Source organism: Argonema antarcticum A004/B2 (genome assembly GCF_023333585.1).
GTDB lineage: Bacteria > Cyanobacteriota > Cyanobacteriia > Cyanobacteriales > Aerosakkonemataceae > Argonema > Argonema antarcticum.
The window spans coordinates 1-20,785 of the sequence record NZ_JAIQZN010000115.1 but is presented as its reverse complement, the minus strand read 5'-3'; the positions used below and the strand labels follow the sequence as shown (position 1 = coordinate 20,785).

Genomic DNA, 20,785 nt, shown 5'->3' with positions numbered 1-20,785 from the left:
CCAATTATTGAAGCAGCAGGAGCAGTTGAGGACATGACTGCTGCTGGTTGGGTAACACAAATCATTTGCTCCTACCTTAAACTCGACATAGAAAACTTACCCTGAAGCCACCCCAGGTCTGTCATACACGGGGGTTCAAAATGCGATGATGCCTCTTCTTGGCTCTCCCGATTTGGGTTTTTGAAAAGGCTTTCCTTCACAAACCAATTGAGCGTAGTAGAAGGTTTTACCATTAATCCGACGACGCACTAACCTTACATATTTAACTCTACTCTTTAACCCATAAGTTATTACTGGGTCGTAGGTTGTTAGGTATAGCTCAATTCGGAGATCACCCCAAAGTAAAGTTTCCGAAACCCATCTAATCCCAGTCTTATTTGTCTTGCCTTCCAACGAGTCAAGTTGGTTTTTACCCTTAAACCTAACCTTTTTGGCTTGACCGAAAGCTACTCGACTAGAGGCATTGAAGGCGCGAGTCGCTAATTTTTGGGCAGTGTTCGAGTCAATATGTTCGCTCAACCAAGAATTACGAACAGCGGTGCAGTATGAATGCAAATCGTATTCACTATAACCATAAACTTGATTCGCTTCTTTAAATGCTGCCGTTCTTGCCTTACCTTTTTTAAGTTTTCTGGCTTCTTGGTATTTCTTGGATTGTTTTGACAGGGAACTGCATTTACCCCCGCTTTACCAAGGCGATTCCAAAGTAACCTCCTCCGCTTCCCTTTTCTGCACTTGCTGCTGACCCTGTGGAACAGTCACTAGCTCAGTAGCAATGCGTTCCCTCAAATCCAAAGCCTCATCCAACTGACTGGGGTCAACCAACTTAGATCTCGCCATCAGTCTGGGACAAACCAACTCGTCCCAAAGCTTTTCACATTCTAAAATCCTTTTTTGGTCAGACTTAGGAATAAAAATAGTCAGCGGATAAGGAATCGACCCCTCCCCACCGGAACTATAACCGGGATTGGTAATCACGCACTTACCTTGCGGAAAGCGCATAATCTCATCCGGCGTAATCATCGGCATAGTTTGCAGTCTATCAGCCCAAGTAACGCTCCTACCCTCCTTAGACTGAGTAATCGATCGCTCCTTGACAATCAACTCCTGATGACCGTAAGACTGAGAAAACTTCTCAGCCGTCGCATAATTAGCAGGATTGTACAAAATCTTAGTACTGCAAGCACTGGTAATCGCAGCCGCCAAATTCTCACCATAAGCATTAGCTAACTGTTCCAAACTTTGTACCCCCAACACAAAACAAGCACCATTACTGCGATACTCATTAATCCACTGGGGCAAAGCATACAGAAAAATCGAAGGTAACTCATCAATAAAAATCCCCAAAGGGTCAGAACGTTTTTGAGTTAAATTCTTTACCACCGTCATGTGAAAAGCCGCTGCCAGTAATGGGCCAACAGCATCCCTGCGTTCATCATCCAACTTGAAAATCAAAATCTGTTTTCCCGATAATCGAATCGGAATCGTAGTCTTACCCAAAAAACAAGACAGCAAATTCCGCTTAACAAACCCAGAAAATATACCCACTGTTGTCGTATCGATACTGGCAATCGTCTTCTCGCTATCTTTAGCTTTGAGATATTGACGAAAACTAGAAGCCACCCAAACAGAAACTTTCTTATGTTTAATTGCCTCTTCTAACTTAGCAAGAAAACCCTCCACCGAAATCAACCCGTAAACAGTCCCCAAATCAGGGCAATCGCTGCTTTTAGCTAACTGAATTAAAGCCGTAGCCAACATATCAGCAGCTTTAGAGAAAAAGTCATTATCTCCCTTATTACCTCCAGCATTGGCATTGATAACGCGAGCGATTTGAGTAGCAGTTTCCGCATCCTCTTCATTTCTCATAAAATCCAACGGATTGATTACCTCACTGTAAGATTCCCCTGGTGCAAAAATCCGCACGTCATACCCATATCTTGCTGCTAAAGGTGCTAACAACCGCATCTGGTCGCCCTTTTTATCGTAAACAATTAAAGGGAATCCTTGTACCATACAACTTTCAGCCATGCGATCGATGGAACCGTAAGTTTTACCGCTTCCAGGCGCACCCAGAACTAGAGTCGAGCGTTCTGCATGAGGAATCCAAACAGTAGGAGAAGCACCCAAAACAGTTTGAATGCTTGCTCCCATTCCCTTTAACTTACTTCGCCACCAATAGCGAGGAGAACCGCACCAAAAACAAACTTTATTGTGCTGACGTTCGCGAATTTGTTTTAATGCTAAATTAGTAGCTGCCAACTTCTCAGCCATTCCTACTACCCGTCCAGTCGAAATTTTTCCTTTCTTCTTTCCACCCAATTGAGCGAAAAGAATTACCAATACCAAAGCACCTATCATACCCAAACCTTCTGGATTGGCGAAAGTCTTAAGTAATCCGGTTAAATCAAAACTCGATTGATATCCCGAAGTATGTTTAGTCGGAATTGTCTGACGATTAATTGCTTGGCCTAATAGATGACGACTGTTCATAATCCCGATAGTTTACTGCGAATATTTTTAATTGGTTGGTAAGCTCTACCATCAAAGCAGGAGGTCAAATTATGTAAGGCATATTGTTCTACTTGCTTCACTTCTAAGCAGGGTAAGAGCGAAGCCGAAGTATTAGACTCAGAAGAGATGCTAATCAACGAGTGTTTGGTCGGTAAATTAGGTTGCAGGTAAAGACTCAATACCCGTTGGTAAGATGATTCCCCTTTATCCAAATAAGCCACATACAAACATCCCAACTTACCGCAGGTATCAGAACTGTTATAATTGAAGACATACAACTGCTGATTATCCTTAGTAGAGATAGAAGCAACTAAAACATTATTCAAACTCTTGGGTGTATTAGATGTATTTTCACTAACAGCTAATTGCAGTAAAGCCGGTGAGATTGAATCAGCTTGTTTCCAATTCAATGGGACGGCTGCAACTGAATTACTACAACTATTCAGCAGTAGAGTACCGACTAGCAAGAAAAAGGCTAAGCTGAAATGAAAGATACGCACTAAATGAACGAGTTTTGGACTTGGTATTTTCTTGGTATTTATAACCGGCATAAAGAAGAATTCTCCTTGTAGCGCTGCAAAACATTTTGACCGTAACTTTTCAAACTCAACCGTCCGAAAGCATCAGTTGCACCCCCATCCACGATAGAAGCATCACCGCCGAAGTGCTTTTGAGCTACTCTTTCAATTAGTCGATCGCCCGAAAAAGGTAGTCCGTTTGTGGGGTCAGTTTCAGAGGAAGTAGAAGCTATTTTGTCCAATAAGGCAGCTTTCACAGCAGCTTCCTGATCTGCCGGGGGATAAAATTGGAATAATTCCTCTTTTGTAGCTTTTCCGCCAGAATTAAGCTGAGAAAGCCATGACTGACCGCCCGGTTTATTGGCTATAGCCTGCACAGCATAAGGGTTGTAACTCATGTCCTGGTATTTACCCAAAGCGCGTCCGCAGTTACGGGAGCGATCGGCACAGACATAGGGGCCAATAGTATCGGACCGATCGCTGCTTTCGAGATTAGCGATCGCATTTTTGAGTGCCGCGACATTCACACCAGCTGGAGAACTAGCAGCAGTGGGACAAGGTTCATCAGCAGCGAACTCTGTTGGAGAAAGTGGAGTAGTATTTGGGGAAGCGAACGCAGTACCGCTGCTATTCGCCTGGGGAATTGAAACAGTCCTTTGGAGTTGCTTATCCAAAGTGCCGATAAATATCGGTGCATTCACCCTGTAAGTAAGGAAGGGAACTGGGCCAATAAAATAAGGAGTAGCACCGCAAAAGGTTTTGAACCGGAAGAACAAAGCAGTATCGACAGTATCGGTTTTTTCGTCCGGTTCCATCACCACCACTTTGGCAAAACTACCAAAAGGCAATCTACCAGTGGGTTCTTTACCGCCATTGACCGCTTTGAGACAACCCCAACCACCTTCTACCTGCTGATATTTACCGGATATCCAAGAACGTCCTTCAAATTCACCCCGGCTATTTCGTCCCGAATTCTCCAAATCGTCCAGTTCGATATGGGGGCATTGTTGACCTTGACAGGGTACGGAAAAACCAGCTACATCTGAGCCTGAAATCGTCCGCAATCGCTTCTGTTCGGCTTTACCCCAAATAAAATCAATTCTGGCCACAGCATTACCCAATTCGGTCAGGGGAACGGGGAAAGAAGCTAGAGGTAAAGCATTGAGGGCAGGTACATCAGCAATTAAAGTATCTTGCCAACCTGAAAATTGCCCTAACTGAACCGATTCGATATTGGGAATATCGGCAATAACATATTCAGATAAATCAATTTGGTTCAGTTTTAGTTCGCCCAAATTTGGATTCTGGGCTAACAAAGTAGAAAGAGTCATACCATTGTCTGAAATCAATCCTTTTTGAGACAGTAGTGCGGCAATGGGAAGAACTTGCTTGACCGTAAACTGACCTAAAGAGGGTACGATATCTATCAAATGTTTAATACTCTGCTGACCGAGTAAAGGAAAGCTAGTAATTGGAATCGTTTTGAAGTCTAAATTTTTTACAATATTATCCAGACTGAGTAAATCAGGTCTTAATGCGGATTGAATATCGAGCAATGTTAAATAGCGAGCGGGTGTTTGCCCCGCCGACCAAGTGCGTGTATTGCCTTCAGAAGTAAAAGAACCACTCTCCTGAATTGGCGGCATAGAACCAAAGGATATCCTCTGCCAATCTGGTAGCAAAACTTGCGGACTATCAGATGATACAGATGGCATCAATTTTGTAGGCAAGTCAAATTGTATAAGTGTGTTTGATTGGGCCTGTAGAGGCAAGTATTCGGCTGATAGAATAATCAAACCGAAAGACAAGAATGCTAAAGTACAAAAACGCAACCATTTCATAAACGCTTTAGTTAGAAGCTATCAGTGCTTATTTTTAAATTAATCACTATATTTAACAATTGGGACTAACTAAAGAGGTAAAAATATCTACGTAAATAGTGATAGATGTTTATGGCCATACAAAAATGCCGCTTCTTTAACTGAAGCGGCACTTAGATTACAAAGGCTCAAAGAATGAACAAACTATTCTAATTCAAAACCTGATGAACTAGAATAATCATGGGTTGGATTAGGGTTGGAAAAGGTTTCAGTATAGGCGTTGTCAAACACATTGATTTGATAAGGATTCTCGGCATACGGATTAGTAATATTGTCCGTGTTGTATACCGGATCTCCTGCACCCCAACCACTTGAAGACTGAGCTATTTTGGTATCATAGCCATAGCCAGTTTCGCCACCGTAACCGTTAGAATTCCAACCAGATTCGTTGTAATCATTGTAAGCATTTGGGTCATTCATAATTAAACTCCAATGAACTTCTTCAAACTTATCTAAATTTAGACAAATATGTTTTCTACCAAAAGCCATAAAAAGCTATTAAGATGAAGTTGTACCGAATAAGACTTCTGGTTCTTTAGACCAACGGCTTCGATCTGGGGAACTAGCAGGACGTGCATAAGATGCTTTGTTGCGAATTTCGACAATTTTATCTTCCTCTCTAATCATGCTAGGAGTAAAATTGTATCGTTGTTCTAACAAATCTTTTACAGTAACATTAAGCGGCTGTCCGCCCAACTGTTCGTCAGCAAATTGTTTAGTATTTCGATAAAAAGCTTCTTGGGCAGTTTGACGTACTAGATTACCAATTTCGGCGGGAGTCAGCATTTTAGTTTCTCTCAATAATCGCCACCAATCTTTATCGCTGAAATTCAAACCAGGGAAATACCTCGCTAAATGCAATTTTATAATTTCGTAACGTGCGCCAGTATGGGGAATATCGACAAAGACAATATCATCAAAACGGCGAATTAATTCAGGTGGAAGGAACTCCAATCTATTCACAGTCGCCATTACCAATACTTGAGAAGTTCTCTCCTGCATCCAAGTAAGTAATTTACCAGCTAATTGCCGGGATATTCCACCATCGCTGTCGTCATCAAAACCAGCAAATCCCTTATCAAAATCATCGAAATAAAGAACAAGTCCGTATTCGCCTAAAGAATCGCATAATTGCAGGAATTCTCGTAAATTCTTTCTCGATTCGTAAGCAGTAGCGCCGCGTAAAGAAGTCCAATCAGCAGCAACCATCGGAACGCCCATTTTTTTAGCTGCTAATTTAGCACTCAAACTTTTCCCCGTACCGGGTGGCCCCCATAATATCATACCTTTAGGGAATTTTAGATTGTGTTCCTTGGCTTCTGGTTTAAGCAATGCAGCAGCGCGTTCCAGCATTCCTTCTAATAAATCCAACCCACCAGCAACAGGTACATCCGGTTCGCTAATAAATTCAATCCCCTGTCCTTTTAACTTAGATTTTTTATAATTCAGCACTCGATCGATTAGTTGTTTTGCCGTACTATTATTTGATAGTAACCGCCGACTAAGCATGGACAATTCGCCCAGATGTAAACCCAGGCAGGTTCTTACCAATTGTTCTGACTCTTGTGCTGAAAACAACTGACTGCAAAAATCTTGTACTATCTGCCTCACTTGAGAAGCATCTGGTAGCGGATTAACTAAAACTGGCACTAAAGGCACTAATTCTTGGGGCAGTTCGATGTAGGTTTCAAGTGCCACCAGGAATTGTTGCTGCCCTCTGGTAGGTAAATCATAGGCTAGATTGCTAATTATAGCTAACTGCTTTAGCTCATTTCTTCCCGAAGCATCTGGTGTTAGCGTACCCTCAAAAACAAACACACCCGGCACTTCGGTACGATCTAGCAACCATGTCAGTCCTGTACACTTAATATCAGTCGATATGAGTCGGATAGTGTCATCAACACATACTTGTCGCAGATGAGAATAACCAAAATTCCAGAAGTACAAAGGCAGTCGCCATTTTTGAGCAACAGGAAATAGAAACTCTAGCACTTCCAAGCGTTCGGTCAGAGGAGTTTCTACCGCTACAAGGCATTGACCGCTATCAAACAAAGTTGATAAATCTTGGAGAGATTGCATTATTTCTTCCTCCCAACGGGTAAATAAGTTTGACGATAATTTTCTTTAGCCCACTTTTGGGCTTGGCGGGTAGTCCACATCGGGTCAGTGGGCAGATCTGGTATAGTTTGTAATGGGGCAAGGTAAGTGCGATCGCCAGTTACCCGTGCTATTACAGAAGCAATTACTTTGCAGCAGCTTCTTGAGTACTGAACAACTTGCTTTTCGCTGAAGCGGATGACCGCCCAATTACCCTTAAGAAAAAACTCATTTCGGATATTATCCTTACCACCATCTGTACAATGATGAGGTTCTTTCGTATTGCCAACATAAGGTTCATCAACTTCAATGTCGATACTTAATCCACTGGGATGAATGAGCGTAAAATCAGCCGAATAGGGAATAGATAGATCTGGATTTTGAAATTGCAATCCTTGTTGTATATTGGGGAAAATTTGCTGCAACACCTGTTTAAAATCTTTCTCAGATACTCCTATTTGTGCTATACCCATGCCTGTAGAAGACATCACGGAACCCGAAAGCAGTTTACTCAATTGTTGAGAGCGAGTAGTTGAGTGTAATGGTATTTCAGGTTTGGTATAGTTCAATCCGCTAAACTTTTTTGAAGTCATTACCTTTTGCCTTTTAAATGACTGTTGTTTACACTTGGGTATATCAATAGAGAGAACACCCAACAGAATCACGATCCAAGTAATAACAACCAACCAAAAAGGAGATAAAAATGCCAAAGACCATGCTATAATAACGCCAGCAGCAATCGCTCCCATTAATTGAGATTTTGTCAGCATAAACCAGTTTTGTTTAGGTAAATTTTTAGCTTGAGAAGTCTGGTTAGCTGTTGGCCGATCGCTGGAAATAGCAGTTGTTGGGTTGGTTGCTAAAAACTTCAAAATCTTGTTCGGATAGAGAACAACTGGATAAGTTTTGTTCACCGACTGTACCTAACTAGATTTGGGTTAATTACTTCGTTTTGAGATTGAGAATTAGATTCTTCCCTACCCAAAGTAGCCAATTGCCTTAGCACGTCTGTGCGAAGATTAACCATTTGAGCTAATTGAGTTAATGAGCGATTGGAATTAGTTCTTGCTGTTGCTAAAAAGTTTCTAACCTTAGATACAATTGGGTCATGAGCAGAAGTGTACCTTCTAGCAATAGCAACTTGTAAACCTCGTTCGATATCATCAATTGAGATGGAACCAGACGCGCTAACTTGTACAGTACGTTCTCTCCTACTTTGTCGAGGTTCAGGAGAAGTTGTTGCAACACTCAAACCATTATACCTCTGTCTTGTACCTCCAGCTTGTAAGTTAAAAGTATAAAGGCGCATTGTTCCATCAGCGGTTTTGGTTTTCACGAACAAATTGGTGACGCGAGCCGTGGTAAGATTGGGGAATCTTAAAGGTATTATTTGGCGCAAAAATAATGTAGTTGCTTCACCTTTATCTAAGGGTGTGTCGGTAGCATAGGTAAAGCGACTGGGGTCGGCCAGAAATATCTGAATAATCCGCTCGTTCACTCTGGTAAAATCAATAGCAGTCGCCCTACCAGCCCATACTTCTACTGTACGCGCTTCTCCAGAAAGACCGCTACCTTCATTGGGGGTGATGGTTAGTATGGCTGGTTGATTTGAACGGGATGAACGCGCCGTTTGTGCTTGAGCTATTTCTGAAAAACCAATTGTCAAGCACAAAGCTAATCCTAATTTGATCCTAATGTTTTTCATTCTTCACATCCTCAACGATTGACAACAAAGAAAGTATTGAAGAAAACAGAAACTTCAGTATTTTGTGGTATAATTGCCACATTAGGACGATTGAGAATTTCTTGAGTAGTGCTATCGGCACGCTGGCTCAGACGTTGGGACATCGGTTTGAAAAAGCCTTCCACTGCTGCTGCTAAAACATCGGGTCGGCGGGCAGAAGTAGTGATAGTTTGGCTGCTGAAACCACCGCTGGAAATGATGGTAGAAGATTGACTTTGGTTTTGGTTGATAACTTCACCGGCTCGACCAGCAGCACCCAACAAACCAATTAAAATATCTTGTCGTGCAATCTCGCCACCTTTATCTCGCAAACCTTTGGCAATTAAAGGTTTGCCGTCTTCTCCCCGAATCAGGATACTTTCTTTCTTGATTGATTGTTGGCGAACTTCTCCAGCACTATCTGGATAGACAATAGCGACTGCACTTTGATTGACTAGGTTGTTATCGGGTGTAACGGAATCAACCTCGGTAATCAGAATAGTTCCCTTTGGTAAAGCTACTCGATTATCGGTGGATAAAACATCTTCTTCTAGTTGGACGGCGAAGCGTCCTTGATTAGATTTATTTTCTTCTGACCAAATCATCGGCACTAAAACTTTAGCTTTCGCTGATGTGCCGATTTGAACTTGCATCGGTAATTTAGAAGCAACAGGAATTTCCCCATTACTTTCAGATCTAGGGGTGCGGTTTAAAATGCCCATTTCTCCGGGTGAAAGGGTGGTGGTTGATGTTGAATTGCATTCTGAGACTGATGCGGATGTGCTATGACATTCTGATGAAAGTGAAGCAGATGCGGTTACACTCCGAAAGTCTGAAGGAGAGACATTATCTGCATCTTCCTTGGTGTTTTCTTCTGTTTCTGGACGTCGCGGTGTCTGTTCAATTCCTTTATCTTCTTGTGCTGGGTATGAACTGTCTCCTGGTGCAGCAGCAATAGAAGTAGAATCGCCAATAGTAACTGTAGGAATTGATGTTGGTGGGGACTGCTCTAGTGAGATAGAGTTTGGTTGACGCAATGGTGTATTATCAGCCAATACCGCTACAGATGGTTGTTTTGGCATTTCAGTAGTTTGGGATGTTGGGACAGACGCTATCTCTGCATCAGTTGCTTGCTGTCCCACAGTCGCCAATTGGTTCCACCGTTCAAATGGGTCAATCTCTGGAGTTTTAGGCTGGGGACTGGGTACAGCTGCTATATGCGGCTGGGCTGGAACTGGCGCTCTTTCTCGTATAATTTTGGGTGGTGGCGCGGCTTCTTTGACCACGCGATCGCGGTATACAATTTGTGGTGGCGATGGTTCTTTCACCACGCGATCGCGATATACCACTTGTGGTGGCGATGGTTCTTTTACCACTCGATCGCGGTATACAATTTTCGGTGGTGGGGCGGGTTCTCTGATGACTTTGGGTGGCGGTGACTCTTGAGGTTTGGGAGGAGATGTAGCCCCCTGTCTAGAAGTGGGCGTTGCAGCAGGTGTAGGAGTGGGTGTAGGTACATTTGGCTGCTGCTGGCGACCCGTTTGATTTCGGAATGCTAATTCTGCTTTGAGTCTCGCTGCTTCATCATTTACAGGCGTTTCAGGTTTTACAGCGGGAGTCGGAGTAGCAGCGATTTTTGGTGCGGGAGACTTGACAGCAAAGAAAATCGACCAAATCAACCATCCCGCCGATAGGATACCACCGACTAACATTGATGCGATCGCAAATCGCACTAACGGATTTTCGCTACTCTCGCTCTTTTCTGTTGTCTCCTTTTCCCGTTCTAGCATATATTCTCGATCGATTAATTCGACTCGTTCGGGCTGATACCCTGTCATTTGCGCCATTTCATCAGGCGTAAATTGTTCGTTTGGGGAGGGAGTAGAGGAATTTTGTTCAGTACTAGCAACGCCCAATTCGCCATTCTCCAATTTTTCGTCGTGTTGTTTGTAATTGCTGTTATCCACGATTGTTAATCCTCAGTTAGGTGTAAATTCAGTAATTTTGGTAATCTCCAAACCAGCTTTTCTGATTTGGTAAAGTTGCTGTTCTAGGGCTGAAGCATCAGCAGCAGGTGGAGAGGGGATATCAACAGCCTTTAATGTAAAAGTGCGATTGAAAGGTATTTCTTCATCCACTCCACCGGGTAAACTGACTAATACCCTTGTCGCCACCATATCTATTTCCCACTCTCCGATTCGGGTTTGTCTGGGTGCAGAGAGGTAAGAGATAATAATTTTGGAGCGAACTTGACCGCTAAATACCCGTGATGGCGTGATATCTGCTAAAGCTTGCAATGCAGCCCCACGAAAACCTTGTGGCCCAGATTCAATCAAAAAGGAAGCAAAATAGGTATTGGTAGTAACCCGTTTACCTTTACCTACATCTCGACCTTTGTCTAATTCTTTCGTACCGGGAATAACGCCATCCCAGTTAAAAGTTAAATCAGCCCACTGGCGGACAACTTCTTTGACAACTTCTGGCTGTCGGTAAAGATAATCTTGTTCGGAAACAACCATCGTTTGACCGTTTACCATCTGCACAAAAGTGGTTTTACGCGCAGCCAGTTGACTGACTTTAAAACTGACGAATAAGGTAAATAAAAATGTCAGGCTGGTAAAAGCAGTCAAGGCTACGAAACACAAAGGCAGAATGTCTTTCGATTCCAGAAATATTCTGTTTTGTTTGGGTTTATCCAAAGACTTGAACATTTAACTCACCTCCAATTACATAGAAATAACTGATGACTAATGACTAACTAGCTTTACCAATAACACCCGTAGCTACAGCTACTACCCCATCAAATGCAGCATTAACGAGTGCTGGTACTCTGCTGTTAATACCCGCATAAAGTGCAACTCCACCGCCGCCTGCAATTAACAGTGCTAAAGCAGGTGCAAAGATACTGATAAATGCTAAAAAAGCTAAATCGGAAAAAGTTTGTGCGCCAGCAGCAACAATCACAGTAGCGGCTAATCCCACCACGATGTTGTATCCCAATTGCACTCCAAATAAGGCAATAAAACCGCTAGCCCAAGCCCAAATTGGTTTAGCACCAAGGGGTAACAAACTCAATCCCAACGCAATGGGTGCGAAGGTGGCAGTCATGATTAAGGCAGCTTCTAGAATATTGACGAAAGCCCACTGAAGCGCATACAAAAAGGTGATGAGAATTAAGGAAATAGTGGCACTAAAAACAGCCCCCGGATTTTGAACGAAATCTGTTAGTTGTGCTACGGCTTGACGGGCTTGTTCTAATGGCCCGCCATTCTGTTTTTCGGCTTCTGTTAATATCTGTTCTACAATTAGTTGTTTTTCTTGCAAACAATCTGTCAGCGGTTTACCAGATAAACCTTGACATTCGGCATAAACTGTGGATACTTGAGTTTTCACACTTTGGGTTAAAGTAACATCTGATATAGCTTGCTTGAAAGTGGTATCTGCTAACTGGATATTGAGAACGTTGACGACTTGTTGATGACCGATATTTCTAACCACCATCACAGTTTGGGAAAGTAGATATCCGTTGTTACCCAATAAAAAAGCGATAGATAAAGGCCAAACAACAGATGCAGCCAACTCGGACAAATAAAATTTCCTTTCTTGATAATCAGCCGCCATCTTAACTGCCAGTATAATAATGCTGAGGGCAGCTAAAATTGTTCCTAAATCACATAATCCTGCCCACAATGCACCGGATGGATTGATGGCATCGCCCCAGATTTTATTCCACGACTCGACTGTTTGACGACTCAGTTCGATACTTTGGGAAATTAAACTGATTCCGACAGTAGAATCGGCAGCATTGTCTGGTGGTGTTATTTGAGCAATAAGCATGGCAAACATAGGCACTTCAGAAAAAAATGGAAGCATGAGTTTGAGTCGGGAAGAGACTGTCCCCAACTCGAAATAACTACCGATTCGATGAAATGGATGAATCTTGACCTAACACCGCACCACCAGGCATAGTCAGCAGTCCAGACTGTGCCGCAGCGGCATTACCGGATGCTATTGCACTTTGCCGTGACCGGATATTGCCAGCATTCAATTCTTGTGCTGCTTGTGCTGTCAGCGTTAGCTGCAAAGCTCTATCTTGTCGCGCCTGAGATGCTTCAAGCATTTGAAGATTGGCAATATCAGCACTGTTTTTGAGTTGATTGGAAATATTTTGCAGAATCTGTTGGGAGGTATCGGTACTCTGAGAATCTCGTGCTATTTGTCCTGATTCAGTAGCAGAAGCAGCACTATAATCTATGGTTGCTTTTGATTTATCCTGAGCAGTAAGAGAAAGAGTTTGAGTTTGCGCTACCTGTAATGCACCCACTCGTTCGCTCATTTGTGCTGTATCTTGGCGAATAGCGTAAGAATTGGAAACGTTGTTCTCTAACTTAGTAGCAAATGAGGCATCTTCTGGCAGAGAACCGTTCATTATATCGCTCACAACTTGTCCAATATCTGGAATTTGAACACTTCCCAGTGCATTTTGAACGAGTTGCGTAATTCCACCAAATAAGTCGCCTTGAACGAAAGAACGAACGTCTTTGACGAAATCTTGAACCTGATTAGATACTTGATTTGCAGATAGAAATAAATCTGCCTGAGCGGAACTGATTTGAGAAATCTGTTGTGTTTGAGCAGTATCTTGAGTAGCTGCACCTACTGGATTGATACTAACACTCAACCACAAAGTTGATGTGCCGATGACCGTAATGACTGTCTGACTATGCAGAAATAAGTCTTTCTTCATGAGAAGTATCCTCCGATTGTCGATTGTTTTGAGCTTCAGCGCGTTGTTCTAAGTGATGCAAACCTTTACCTTCCTTTAAGGCCGGAATATAAACCCTCGTAAAGTGAGCTAATCCTTTAAGCTGACCCTTGATAGTGTTGGGATATTGCGCCATAATTGCCCGTCTTGTCCTTCTTTCTTCTTGGTTGGTGGCGACAGCAGCTAAGGTCATTTCACCTGGATAAAATCTGGTTTGCCAAAAGCGTCCGCCTTTTTCAATTAACCAGCAGGAATAAAGGTCGGAAAGTCGGGGAAAGAATGATTCAGAAGCATTTTGGGCAATAATTTCAGGTAGATATCCCAAATAACGCTGAAAGGAAGTTACAGCATTGGAAGTAATGCAACCAGTTAAGCGGTAGGTGATATTCTGCATAATCATCGCTGCGGCGCTGGAATTACAAATTGTATCGGGGTCTTGACTGCTCAAAATTATGCTGAGTCCATCTTTTCTGGCAGTAGCGCATAATTCCCCTACCATTGCTGCAAAACCATCTCGTTTGAATAAAACGGAAAGTTCGTCTCCCACAAATAAACTTTTGGGGTAGGAAAGCGCTACTCTCAAACAAGCTGCTTTAGCTGCAACTGCCATCGTGTAAGAATCTTGGTCGTTAGTTAGTCCGGTGAGTGCATAAAATTTGACAATTGGTTCGGGAGAAAAGCTGCTGGGTTTGCCAATAGCTGCACCCAAGGGGCTGACTAACAATGCTTGAATTTGGCTTTGAATTTGGTTGATAGCTTGATGGTCAATTGCTTCTGGTTTTCTGATATCAAGTCTGGCAATCGTACAAAATCTCAAAAAATCTTTGAGAGTGGGTATTTCCTGCCATTCAGCAGATTTCCATCCTTGATTGAAGGCTAAATTGTAGCGTTCTATAATATCGGGGTCGCTGAGGAAAATATCCAATGCTTGCATTAAAATGGCATCAACCCGCTGCGCTAAATGGGGGGCGTTGAGTTTGCCCATGACGATGACGCCCAAAGCATTGCGAATAAAGGAACGCCAGGACTGCATCCGTTGAGTGCGTTCATTTTGGTTGAAACGCCTTAAATCAGGTGGTTCCATGAGGTTGTTGCTGGCGCGGGATAAGTCAAAGTACGCCCCTGCATCGCCCAGGAGTTCGATACCAGTTTTGAAGGAACTTTCACCATCAGCAGCAGGCATATCCATACCGACAACGGGAATGCCTTGACTGAGGGCGTCTAGCATCATTCGCCATAATAAAACTGATTTACCGGAACCAGTTCTACCAGTTATTAAGGCGTGTTGGGTTAATGAAAATAAATCAACGCATACGGATTTACCGCCCCGCATGGTGAGGAATTCAACCCCTTTTTTATCCAGTTCTCTGGGAACTGTGAGGGGTAAAACTCCGGCAACGGTTTCACTTTCTAAAACCAACCTTCTTTCGGTCAAAATCGAACTGGAGTGTAGTATTCTGCGCCAAGTTATAGGAAGTGTTTCCAGCCAAATTTGAGAGGCGATATTCCTCTCTCGCACAACTTTTGCTGTACCGAAACTATTGCAGAGTAACTCGCAAGCTAAATCTAAACTTTCGGTATTCTCCCGATAGACGAGAAATACCACCGCGACGTTGAGAGGAACGGCACCTCTATATAATCTTTTTTGGGCATCAAAGCTTTCTTCTTGTTTGATTTCTGCACCAACATCTCGTCCGCTACCTTTTAGTAAAGCCCGTTCGCGGGCAGTTTTTGATTGTTTGGCTTGACGGTGTAAATTGTCTTCGGTTAAGAAGCGGTTGGCGGGAGAAATTTCTACCCAAGCTTCTGTATCGCGGACGTGATTTTCACTTAATATTTTCCACATCCAGGATATTTGTTCTCTGGCTGAATTCCAGGCGCTTACGGTATCTACCATCCTGAGAACGCCGCAGACTTTATCTTTGACGTAAATTCTAGACGTACATTGGCGATGTTCGGGGCAGGAAGAACGTCCTCGATTTCCTTCAATTAGCACGGTGGTAGCGTGTTTCTTTGAGGTTATAGTTTCGATGACTTTTAACCCTCTATCTTTATCCGATTTGAGTGTTAATAATTGGGGAATAGGTGGTGTGGGAGTTTGGTTAAATCTACCCCAAAGCCATTGCCAAAGTTCAGTGTCTCGCAGTGGGCTTACTTCTAGTCCGGCTTTGGTATTCCACAGCATTTCCCATTGTAAAAAGCCTTCAGTATAAGCTTTCATTAATACTTTGCTCAAAACTTGTTCTTGCCGTTCTGATAAACGTCCCGTTACGCCATCTAAAAAGAAGCGACAGGTTTTACCCATGTTGTAGATTAATTTGGATAGTGGGTCGGTTTTTCTTTCACCAAATTCATCGGCAGTCCAGGTGCAAAATACCATTTGTTGCCAATTAGAACGGGTTCCTTTGCGTGTGAGTTCTTGCACTTTGGCTTGTTCGTTTTGCATCAAAATGGCAGGTAATGTGTTAGTGCAGTTTTCGACTAGAGAATTAAGGTGTTGCTGTCTGTCGAAATCATCGGAGTAACGACCGAGAAGAAAGGTGCATTTTTCTTGAGGTAGCAAGAATTTCATGGCTTCGGCTATTCCGCTAGCAGCCGAGGCGACTTCTTCTTTATAAAGTTGATTGTGAATACCTTTTATGTTGAAGGCGAAGACGACTTGAAATTTGTTTTCGTCGCTGATATCACCTTTGTTGAGGAGGAAAGCACCGATACGGCGATTATCCTTTTCAATGCGAACTACGCAACATAAATCTAGTTCGTTTTCAAAAGGGAAATAAGTGGTTTTAGTTCCTTTTTCATCCATAGCATTAATTGAGGGGATTTTAGCTTTCATCTTTTACCTCTTTTCAAGTTTCTTCTAGTTCTTCTAGTCAGTAGGGGAGAGATATATAGTGCCCCGCCGCTTACCCAATTGCGACCAGTTGGTTTGCGAAAGCGATTGATGTAACTATCGGGGTCTGAACCTGTCAGAAACCACCAACTAACTATTAACCAGAAGCTAATGGCAGCTACTTTGGGTATTCCCCAATCTAATACGCCATCAAAAATTAGATAGGTAAGTAGGATAATGCCAAACCAGGGTAAGATTTGGTTAGCAGGGATAGGGCCGAAACTCGCTTGCTTTCCTAATATTTTATTGACGCGAATTGGTTCTCTATCTGGGTCTTGCATATTGTTGATTCTCACGTAATGGTTAGTAGTTAGTAAAGGTTGAACTAACTACTAACTAAATGACTAATATTTAAGCCCCACCAGTACCGCCTGTTCCATCTCCTATAAATAGGAAGGTTATTACGTCGATCGCCAGTACGATACCGATGGCTAAACCTGCTTGAGTGGCAATGGGACGCCAATCGTTTCCTTGTTGTGCTTGGTTATATGCAAATAAAGCAGCTACACCAACCAAGATTAAGAATACAGCGCGAATTAAGTTAAATACGAGGGTTACTGCTTGGTCGCTAACTGCTTGTCCACCACCAGATGCACTTTGTTGTGCTAAGGTTTTCACAAATGCTTCTAATCCACTCAAAAATACTGCACCTGCTGGCATCTCGAATAAACCAAAGGTGATGGTGATTGCCATGATGATGGCGGCGACGTGCCAAAATCGAATTTTTGAGCTAATAAGTCGATTTAAGCTAGGTACGAAATGGATAATGCGATTTAGGCAGTAGAACAATAAGCCAGTGGATAGGATAATTGTGATTAGTACTGGTTCTTTAACTGCTAAGTAAATCAAACCCAATCCCAATCCTGAAATTGCAGTAGCATCTCCATTCCAGTTTTGTAGTATCCAAGTGGTTGTTTTGGTTAAGGGATTAGGACGTGCTAGTGATTGTTGTTCGTTGCTGTAACGGTTGTAGTAGTCGCGCATGATTATTTACCTGATAAATAAGGGTGTGTGGTGAGAAACTTTTAGAGTGCGTTTTCCAAACTTTTGGGAGTTTTTTCAGAAGTGGAACGGTTGCAAGCGGTGATAGAATGGAGTTGAGATGTGGTAAAATCGCACTGTTCTATCAGCCAGCGATCGCGTTTGGCATCAATCAGGGAAGCAGAAAATACTGGTTGTTTAGAATTGCCAGATTGCCGGAAACCTTTTAGGGTAGCAGGAGTTAGAGGTTGACCTTCTTTTGTGCAAGTGGCATTATAAAATTCAAAACGATACTGTTGGCCAGAATGGGGGTCTTTCCAGTTAAATGGTTTGGCAGAACTGCCATTTGTTAATTCCGCAAATTGTTGCGGTAGCACTTGTTCAAAGCGTTTGATGACTGCATTACCGAGGAATTGGATGTCGGGTTTATTTTCAGTTTCTAAAGATTGAGCTAATGTGGTGACTGTTTTGAGAGTTGTACCAGTCAACCACAAGCCATCAATTTCACTGCGAGAAGCAAGATATGCTGCTATTCTTGCCAAGTTGGGATTTAGTTTCAACCCTGGTGAGGGAGAGTTAATCTGTTCCTCATCCTGTTTTGGCAATACGCGCGTTTCTTGTGTTTGCAGTGGTGGTGTAACAGCTAATTGACCAGGTGGCGTTTGAGTTAAAAGGTTGCCTTTCTCTTTTTTTGCTGCTATATCGATGGTGAAGTTTTGAGGTGGTTGTGGTAAAATACTGCCACCCGATCGTGATAATTCAAGTTCTTGCTTGAAAGGAATAGTAACTGTGGTTTTATCGGGTTGATTTGAGAAACTGAAGTTGAAGCCAACCAATCGATCGTTTTGGTTGACTAAATTTATTTGAATTTCCCGACCTGGCGACAAGCTAGCTTCTTTCAAGGCTGATTGAAAATCTTGAATTGAACCTAGTTCGTGCTTTCGATCCAACACTCGATTGACTACATCCCAGATATAGTGCAATTCGGCTGGGTCGGTAATGAAACTATTACCTTGAGCCTCAGTCATAAATAGGGTCTGTCAAACTGTTAAGTTCATTGTCTACAAACCAACTGCAACGTGCGTTCTTACCAGGGAGGGGTAAGCTGTTATCGCTATTGACGTAAAACCATCTATCACTTTAGCGATAGGATTGTTGTAATTACAGTAGTTTCAAGGCTTTTAGGACGGTTGTGGCGATCGCTCCCTTGCGTGGGCCATAGCTTGTCAGTCAATAGTCGATAACTATCGAATATCATCTTAACGAGCCAGGGCCATGAAATCCCAGGCAGCTAAGGTTTAGGCCACCGGAAAACGAATAAGAGAGGCACACGCTTGTACGGAAGAGCCGAATTTGCAAGTTAGTTTTAGATTTTCCATCTGACTAAGGAGTGGAGCAAGTAAAGAGACTGCATAAAGCAGATTGCCCAGCCTGATAAAAAATTGCCACCTAAAAAGTCAGGAATTAGAAGCTATGTCAGATACACGCAGGTTATATAGCTAGGGACTAGGGGCTAGGGCCTGGAGCGCCCTACGCTGTCGCTGCTATAATAGTGCGTACACGAAGTTGCGATCGTTCCCATGAATAATCTCCAAATCGACGAAATCCTTCTCCAAGAAGCACTTGCCTTGGGAAATGATCGGACAATCATCGCAGCGCTCGAAGCCGCCCTGCGCGAGTACATCCAACGCCGCAAACAGCTTAAAATACTCGAACTCTTCGGCACTATTGACTACGACGAAGACTACCACTACAAGCAACAGCGACAAAAACTATGAAAGTCGTTGTTGATACCTCCGTCTGGTCAATTGCTTTAAGGCGGAACACACCAGAATCAGCGATCGCGATCGTTCACATCACATCTATGGTCACAGCAGTTACGATCGCTTCAAATGCAATTTGAAGCGATCGACATTGCCTACCGATCGCGCTTGGGAGAGCAGATTGACCCAGAGCATCCATTAGGATGGTTAATTGACTCAGCCAATAGTTGAAAACGCCGCTGAATCAACTCTAATATGACGCATTCCTCCCCAACAGAGCCAAATTAAGAATAGAGTGCGGGACAAGCAACAATTTGCTTTTGTAAAATTGAAACAGTCCATCCGATCGACTGCACTATGTCAGAAAATTCACCTAACCCCGAATATTTAGCTGTTGCCAAAATTCAACGTCGTCAAGAACTTCTGGCACAAGACCCCAAAACAGCACAAGAAACTGTCAACCAAATTTTGCATCCCCATCTATGGCAACGAGATTCAAGCCAAGGATGGACAGAAACCCTAGAGCCAAATTATGGAACCTCTGACCCCTGAAGATTTACGAGATATTTGGATACGCTTACAAGCATCAGAATTAGAAACCGTAGTGGTAGGCGGACAGGCAATCAATCTTTGGGCATTCCAGTATGCACAAGATACTCAAGAATGGAATCAGTATCGCCCCTTTGCTAGTGAAGACCTCGACTTTTATGGAGGGAGAATTGAAGTCACGATTTGCCGGGATGCACTAAACGGACGCGCTACTTTTAACCGCGACTTCGATCCCAGTCCAAATGCCGGAGTTGTTTTAGTTGATCGACAGGGAAAAAACCTGAGAATTGATATTCTCGCTTCGATATTTGGACTTAGCGATGCTGAAATTACTGGCACTTCTCAACGGTTTGTGGGACGAGGCATACTGAGCGGATTAGAACTGAATGTCCTTAACCCAATTCTCTGTCTGGAAGGGAAACTTCAATGCCTTCAAGGACTACCGCAATTGGGGAGGCAGGATGAAAAGCACGTTAGACTTTCGACGCTCATTGTGCGAGAATTTCTTCGCGAACAATTACCTGCGCTCAATACGCGCACCGGACTCAATCTAGTGGAACGAGTAGCTAGAAGCAGCTGGAGTCAAGCCGGACTTCACGCTTGGCACAACCACGGCATTCAAGTTGAGAAGGCAATCCCGCTCGAAACAATTCGTGAGTTGTCAGCACCTCAATGGGAACAGTTTCGCACTATTCGCGCTCCACAAATCGACGAGCAAATTTCCAAACGTCGAAGACAGTATCAGCAGGTAATGGAACAAATTGATCTTAGGAGTAAGAAGAGACAACAAAACCCAGAACAAGAACAGTTTTGAATATTATAAGTGGAGAGCTAGTCAGCACATGACATCTACGGTCAAGGTCAAAGCCGCTACCATTAGACATCTCCAAAAACTACCAAAGCCTCTCTAATATTGGTTTTTGACTACCTGCCCCTTAAAGGGCAGGTAGTCAAAAACCAACGGTTAAATAAGGCTTTGGCGGTGTTGCAGTCAAAATGTGGTAGATTTTTTAGGTAGTCTTATTGAACTTGCTCAGAAGGGTGGGTGCGGTTGCGCGGAGCGCAGCGCTCTTTCAAGCGATCGGCGAGTGGGTCAGATAGG

20 protein-coding genes are annotated in these 20,785 nt (G+C 43.1%); 4 read left to right on the top strand and 16 right to left on the bottom strand.

The genetic code is table 11. The features are described from left to right. Nucleotides 1-135: 135 nt before the first annotated feature. The 16 genes from LAY57_RS30835 to LAY57_RS30760 all read right to left on the bottom strand — a co-directional run bounded on the left by LAY57_RS30835 (nt 136) and on the right by LAY57_RS30760 (nt 18,399). Nucleotides 136-519: a hypothetical protein gene (locus tag LAY57_RS30835; RefSeq protein ID WP_249071009.1), complete on the bottom strand. Its 384-nt coding sequence runs from the start codon at nt 517-519 to the stop codon at nt 136-138. Nucleotides 520-687: 168 nt separating this feature from the next. Beyond that, complete coding sequence (locus tag LAY57_RS30830; RefSeq protein WP_249071008.1) at nt 688-2,493, bottom strand: type IV secretory system conjugative DNA transfer family protein; 1,806 nt, start codon at nt 2,491-2,493, stop codon at nt 688-690. Continuing rightward, on the bottom strand, nt 2,490-3,065 hold the full coding sequence (locus LAY57_RS36805) for a hypothetical protein (RefSeq protein WP_249071007.1): 576 nt from the start codon (nt 3,063-3,065) through the stop codon (nt 2,490-2,492). Before LAY57_RS36805 ends, LAY57_RS30830 begins: the two co-directional genes overlap by 4 nt. Further along, nucleotides 3,053-4,873, bottom strand: coding sequence for a M23 family peptidase (locus tag LAY57_RS30820; RefSeq protein WP_249071006.1), 1,821 nt, complete (start codon nt 4,871-4,873; stop codon nt 3,053-3,055). Before LAY57_RS30820 ends, LAY57_RS36805 begins: the two co-directional genes overlap by 13 nt. Before the next feature lie 183 nt (nt 4,874-5,056). After that, entirely contained in the window at nt 5,057-5,401 is a 345-nt protein-coding gene (locus LAY57_RS30815) for a hypothetical protein (RefSeq protein WP_249071005.1), read from the bottom strand. A gap of 9 nt (nt 5,402-5,410) precedes the next feature. Then, nucleotides 5,411-6,991 (bottom strand): ATP-binding protein, encoded by a 1,581-nt coding sequence (locus LAY57_RS30810; RefSeq protein ID WP_249071004.1) that lies wholly within the window; start codon nt 6,989-6,991, stop codon nt 5,411-5,413. Next, on the bottom strand, nt 6,991-7,923 hold the full coding sequence (locus LAY57_RS30805; protein ID WP_249071003.1) for a putative endonuclease domain-containing protein: 933 nt from the start codon (nt 7,921-7,923) through the stop codon (nt 6,991-6,993). The genes LAY57_RS30810 and LAY57_RS30805 overlap by 1 nt, the downstream gene beginning before the upstream one ends. Then, on the bottom strand, nt 7,920-8,714 hold the full coding sequence (locus tag LAY57_RS30800; RefSeq protein WP_249071002.1) for a hypothetical protein: 795 nt from the start codon (nt 8,712-8,714) through the stop codon (nt 7,920-7,922). Before LAY57_RS30800 ends, LAY57_RS30805 begins: the two co-directional genes overlap by 4 nt. An 11-nt stretch (nt 8,715-8,725) precedes the next feature. Continuing rightward, nucleotides 8,726-10,699 (bottom strand): TrbI/VirB10 family protein, encoded by a 1,974-nt coding sequence (locus LAY57_RS36335; protein WP_249071001.1) that lies wholly within the window; start codon nt 10,697-10,699, stop codon nt 8,726-8,728. A 12-nt stretch (nt 10,700-10,711) separates the two neighbouring features. Then, nucleotides 10,712-11,443, bottom strand: coding sequence for a hypothetical protein (locus tag LAY57_RS30790; RefSeq protein WP_249071000.1), 732 nt, complete (start codon nt 11,441-11,443; stop codon nt 10,712-10,714). A 43-nt stretch (nt 11,444-11,486) separates the two neighbouring features. Next, entirely contained in the window at nt 11,487-12,578 is a 1,092-nt protein-coding gene (locus tag LAY57_RS30785; RefSeq protein ID WP_249070999.1) for a hypothetical protein, read from the bottom strand. 67 nt (nt 12,579-12,645) lie between these two features. After that, the gene (locus LAY57_RS30780) at nt 12,646-13,479 is read right to left on the bottom strand and encodes a hypothetical protein (RefSeq protein ID WP_249070998.1); all 834 of its coding nucleotides are present in this window, start codon (nt 13,477-13,479) and stop codon (nt 12,646-12,648) included. Next, the gene (locus LAY57_RS30775) at nt 13,454-16,333 is read right to left on the bottom strand and encodes a putative type IV secretion/conjugal transfer ATPase (protein WP_249070997.1); all 2,880 of its coding nucleotides are present in this window, start codon (nt 16,331-16,333) and stop codon (nt 13,454-13,456) included. The genes LAY57_RS30780 and LAY57_RS30775 overlap by 26 nt, the downstream gene beginning before the upstream one ends. Further along, on the bottom strand, nt 16,330-16,671 hold the full coding sequence (locus tag LAY57_RS30770; protein WP_249070996.1) for a hypothetical protein: 342 nt from the start codon (nt 16,669-16,671) through the stop codon (nt 16,330-16,332). Before LAY57_RS30770 ends, LAY57_RS30775 begins: the two co-directional genes overlap by 4 nt. 70 nt (nt 16,672-16,741) lie before the next feature. After that, complete coding sequence (locus tag LAY57_RS30765) at nt 16,742-17,374, bottom strand: hypothetical protein (RefSeq protein WP_249070995.1); 633 nt, start codon at nt 17,372-17,374, stop codon at nt 16,742-16,744. Between the two features lie 41 nt (nt 17,375-17,415). Next, nucleotides 17,416-18,399: a hypothetical protein gene (locus LAY57_RS30760; RefSeq protein WP_249070994.1), complete on the bottom strand. Its 984-nt coding sequence runs from the start codon at nt 18,397-18,399 to the stop codon at nt 17,416-17,418. A 552-nt stretch (nt 18,400-18,951) separates the two neighbouring features. Here LAY57_RS30760 and LAY57_RS30755 point away from each other — a divergent pair. From LAY57_RS30755 to LAY57_RS30745, 4 genes are all read left to right on the top strand, one after another. Further along, nucleotides 18,952-19,149, top strand: a complete 198-nt coding sequence (locus LAY57_RS30755; protein WP_249070993.1) for a type II toxin-antitoxin system VapB family antitoxin — start codon at nt 18,952-18,954, stop codon at nt 19,147-19,149. Continuing rightward, nucleotides 19,146-19,274, top strand: coding sequence for a hypothetical protein (locus LAY57_RS35995; RefSeq protein ID WP_275994413.1), 129 nt, complete (start codon nt 19,146-19,148; stop codon nt 19,272-19,274). The genes LAY57_RS30755 and LAY57_RS35995 overlap by 4 nt, the downstream gene beginning before the upstream one ends. A 217-nt stretch (nt 19,275-19,491) precedes the next feature. Beyond that, nucleotides 19,492-19,686: a hypothetical protein gene (locus LAY57_RS30750; protein WP_249070992.1), complete on the top strand. Its 195-nt coding sequence runs from the start codon at nt 19,492-19,494 to the stop codon at nt 19,684-19,686. Then, the gene (locus LAY57_RS30745; protein ID WP_249070991.1) at nt 19,667-20,497 is read left to right on the top strand and encodes a hypothetical protein; all 831 of its coding nucleotides are present in this window, start codon (nt 19,667-19,669) and stop codon (nt 20,495-20,497) included. Before LAY57_RS30750 ends, LAY57_RS30745 begins: the two co-directional genes overlap by 20 nt. Nucleotides 20,498-20,785 lie beyond the last annotated feature (288 nt).

Bases quoted from the DNA above. Each gene is read 5' to 3' on its own strand.
- LAY57_RS30830 (WP_249071008.1), bottom strand. From the start codon at position 2,493: ATGAACAGTCGTCATCTATTAGGCCAAGCAATTAATCGTCAGACAATT.
- LAY57_RS36805 (WP_249071007.1), bottom strand. From the start codon at position 3,065: ATGCCGGTTATAAATACCAAGAAAATACCAAGTCCAAAACTCGTTCAT.
- LAY57_RS30820 (WP_249071006.1), bottom strand. From the start codon at position 4,873: ATGAAATGGTTGCGTTTTTGTACTTTAGCATTCTTGTCTTTCGGTTTG.
- LAY57_RS30815 (WP_249071005.1), bottom strand. From the start codon at position 5,401: ATGGCTTTTGGTAGAAAACATATTTGTCTAAATTTAGATAAGTTTGAA.
- LAY57_RS30810 (WP_249071004.1), bottom strand. From the start codon at position 6,991: ATGCAATCTCTCCAAGATTTATCAACTTTGTTTGATAGCGGTCAATGC.
- LAY57_RS30800 (WP_249071002.1), bottom strand. From the start codon at position 8,714: ATGAAAAACATTAGGATCAAATTAGGATTAGCTTTGTGCTTGACAATT.
- LAY57_RS30790 (WP_249071000.1), bottom strand. From the start codon at position 11,443: ATGTTCAAGTCTTTGGATAAACCCAAACAAAACAGAATATTTCTGGAA.
- LAY57_RS30785 (WP_249070999.1), bottom strand. From the start codon at position 12,578: ATGTTTGCCATGCTTATTGCTCAAATAACACCACCAGACAATGCTGCC.
- LAY57_RS30780 (WP_249070998.1), bottom strand. From the start codon at position 13,479: ATGAAGAAAGACTTATTTCTGCATAGTCAGACAGTCATTACGGTCATC.
- LAY57_RS30775 (WP_249070997.1), bottom strand. From the start codon at position 16,333: ATGAAAGCTAAAATCCCCTCAATTAATGCTATGGATGAAAAAGGAACT.
- LAY57_RS30770 (WP_249070996.1), bottom strand. From the start codon at position 16,671: ATGCAAGACCCAGATAGAGAACCAATTCGCGTCAATAAAATATTAGGA.
- LAY57_RS30765 (WP_249070995.1), bottom strand. From the start codon at position 17,374: ATGCGCGACTACTACAACCGTTACAGCAACGAACAACAATCACTAGCA.
- LAY57_RS30760 (WP_249070994.1), bottom strand. From the start codon at position 18,399: ATGACTGAGGCTCAAGGTAATAGTTTCATTACCGACCCAGCCGAATTG.
- LAY57_RS30755 (WP_249070993.1), top strand. From the start codon at position 18,952: ATGAATAATCTCCAAATCGACGAAATCCTTCTCCAAGAAGCACTTGCC.
- LAY57_RS35995 (WP_275994413.1), top strand. From the start codon at position 19,146: ATGAAAGTCGTTGTTGATACCTCCGTCTGGTCAATTGCTTTAAGGCGG.
- LAY57_RS30750 (WP_249070992.1), top strand. From the start codon at position 19,492: ATGTCAGAAAATTCACCTAACCCCGAATATTTAGCTGTTGCCAAAATT.
- LAY57_RS30745 (WP_249070991.1), top strand. From the start codon at position 19,667: ATGGAACCTCTGACCCCTGAAGATTTACGAGATATTTGGATACGCTTA.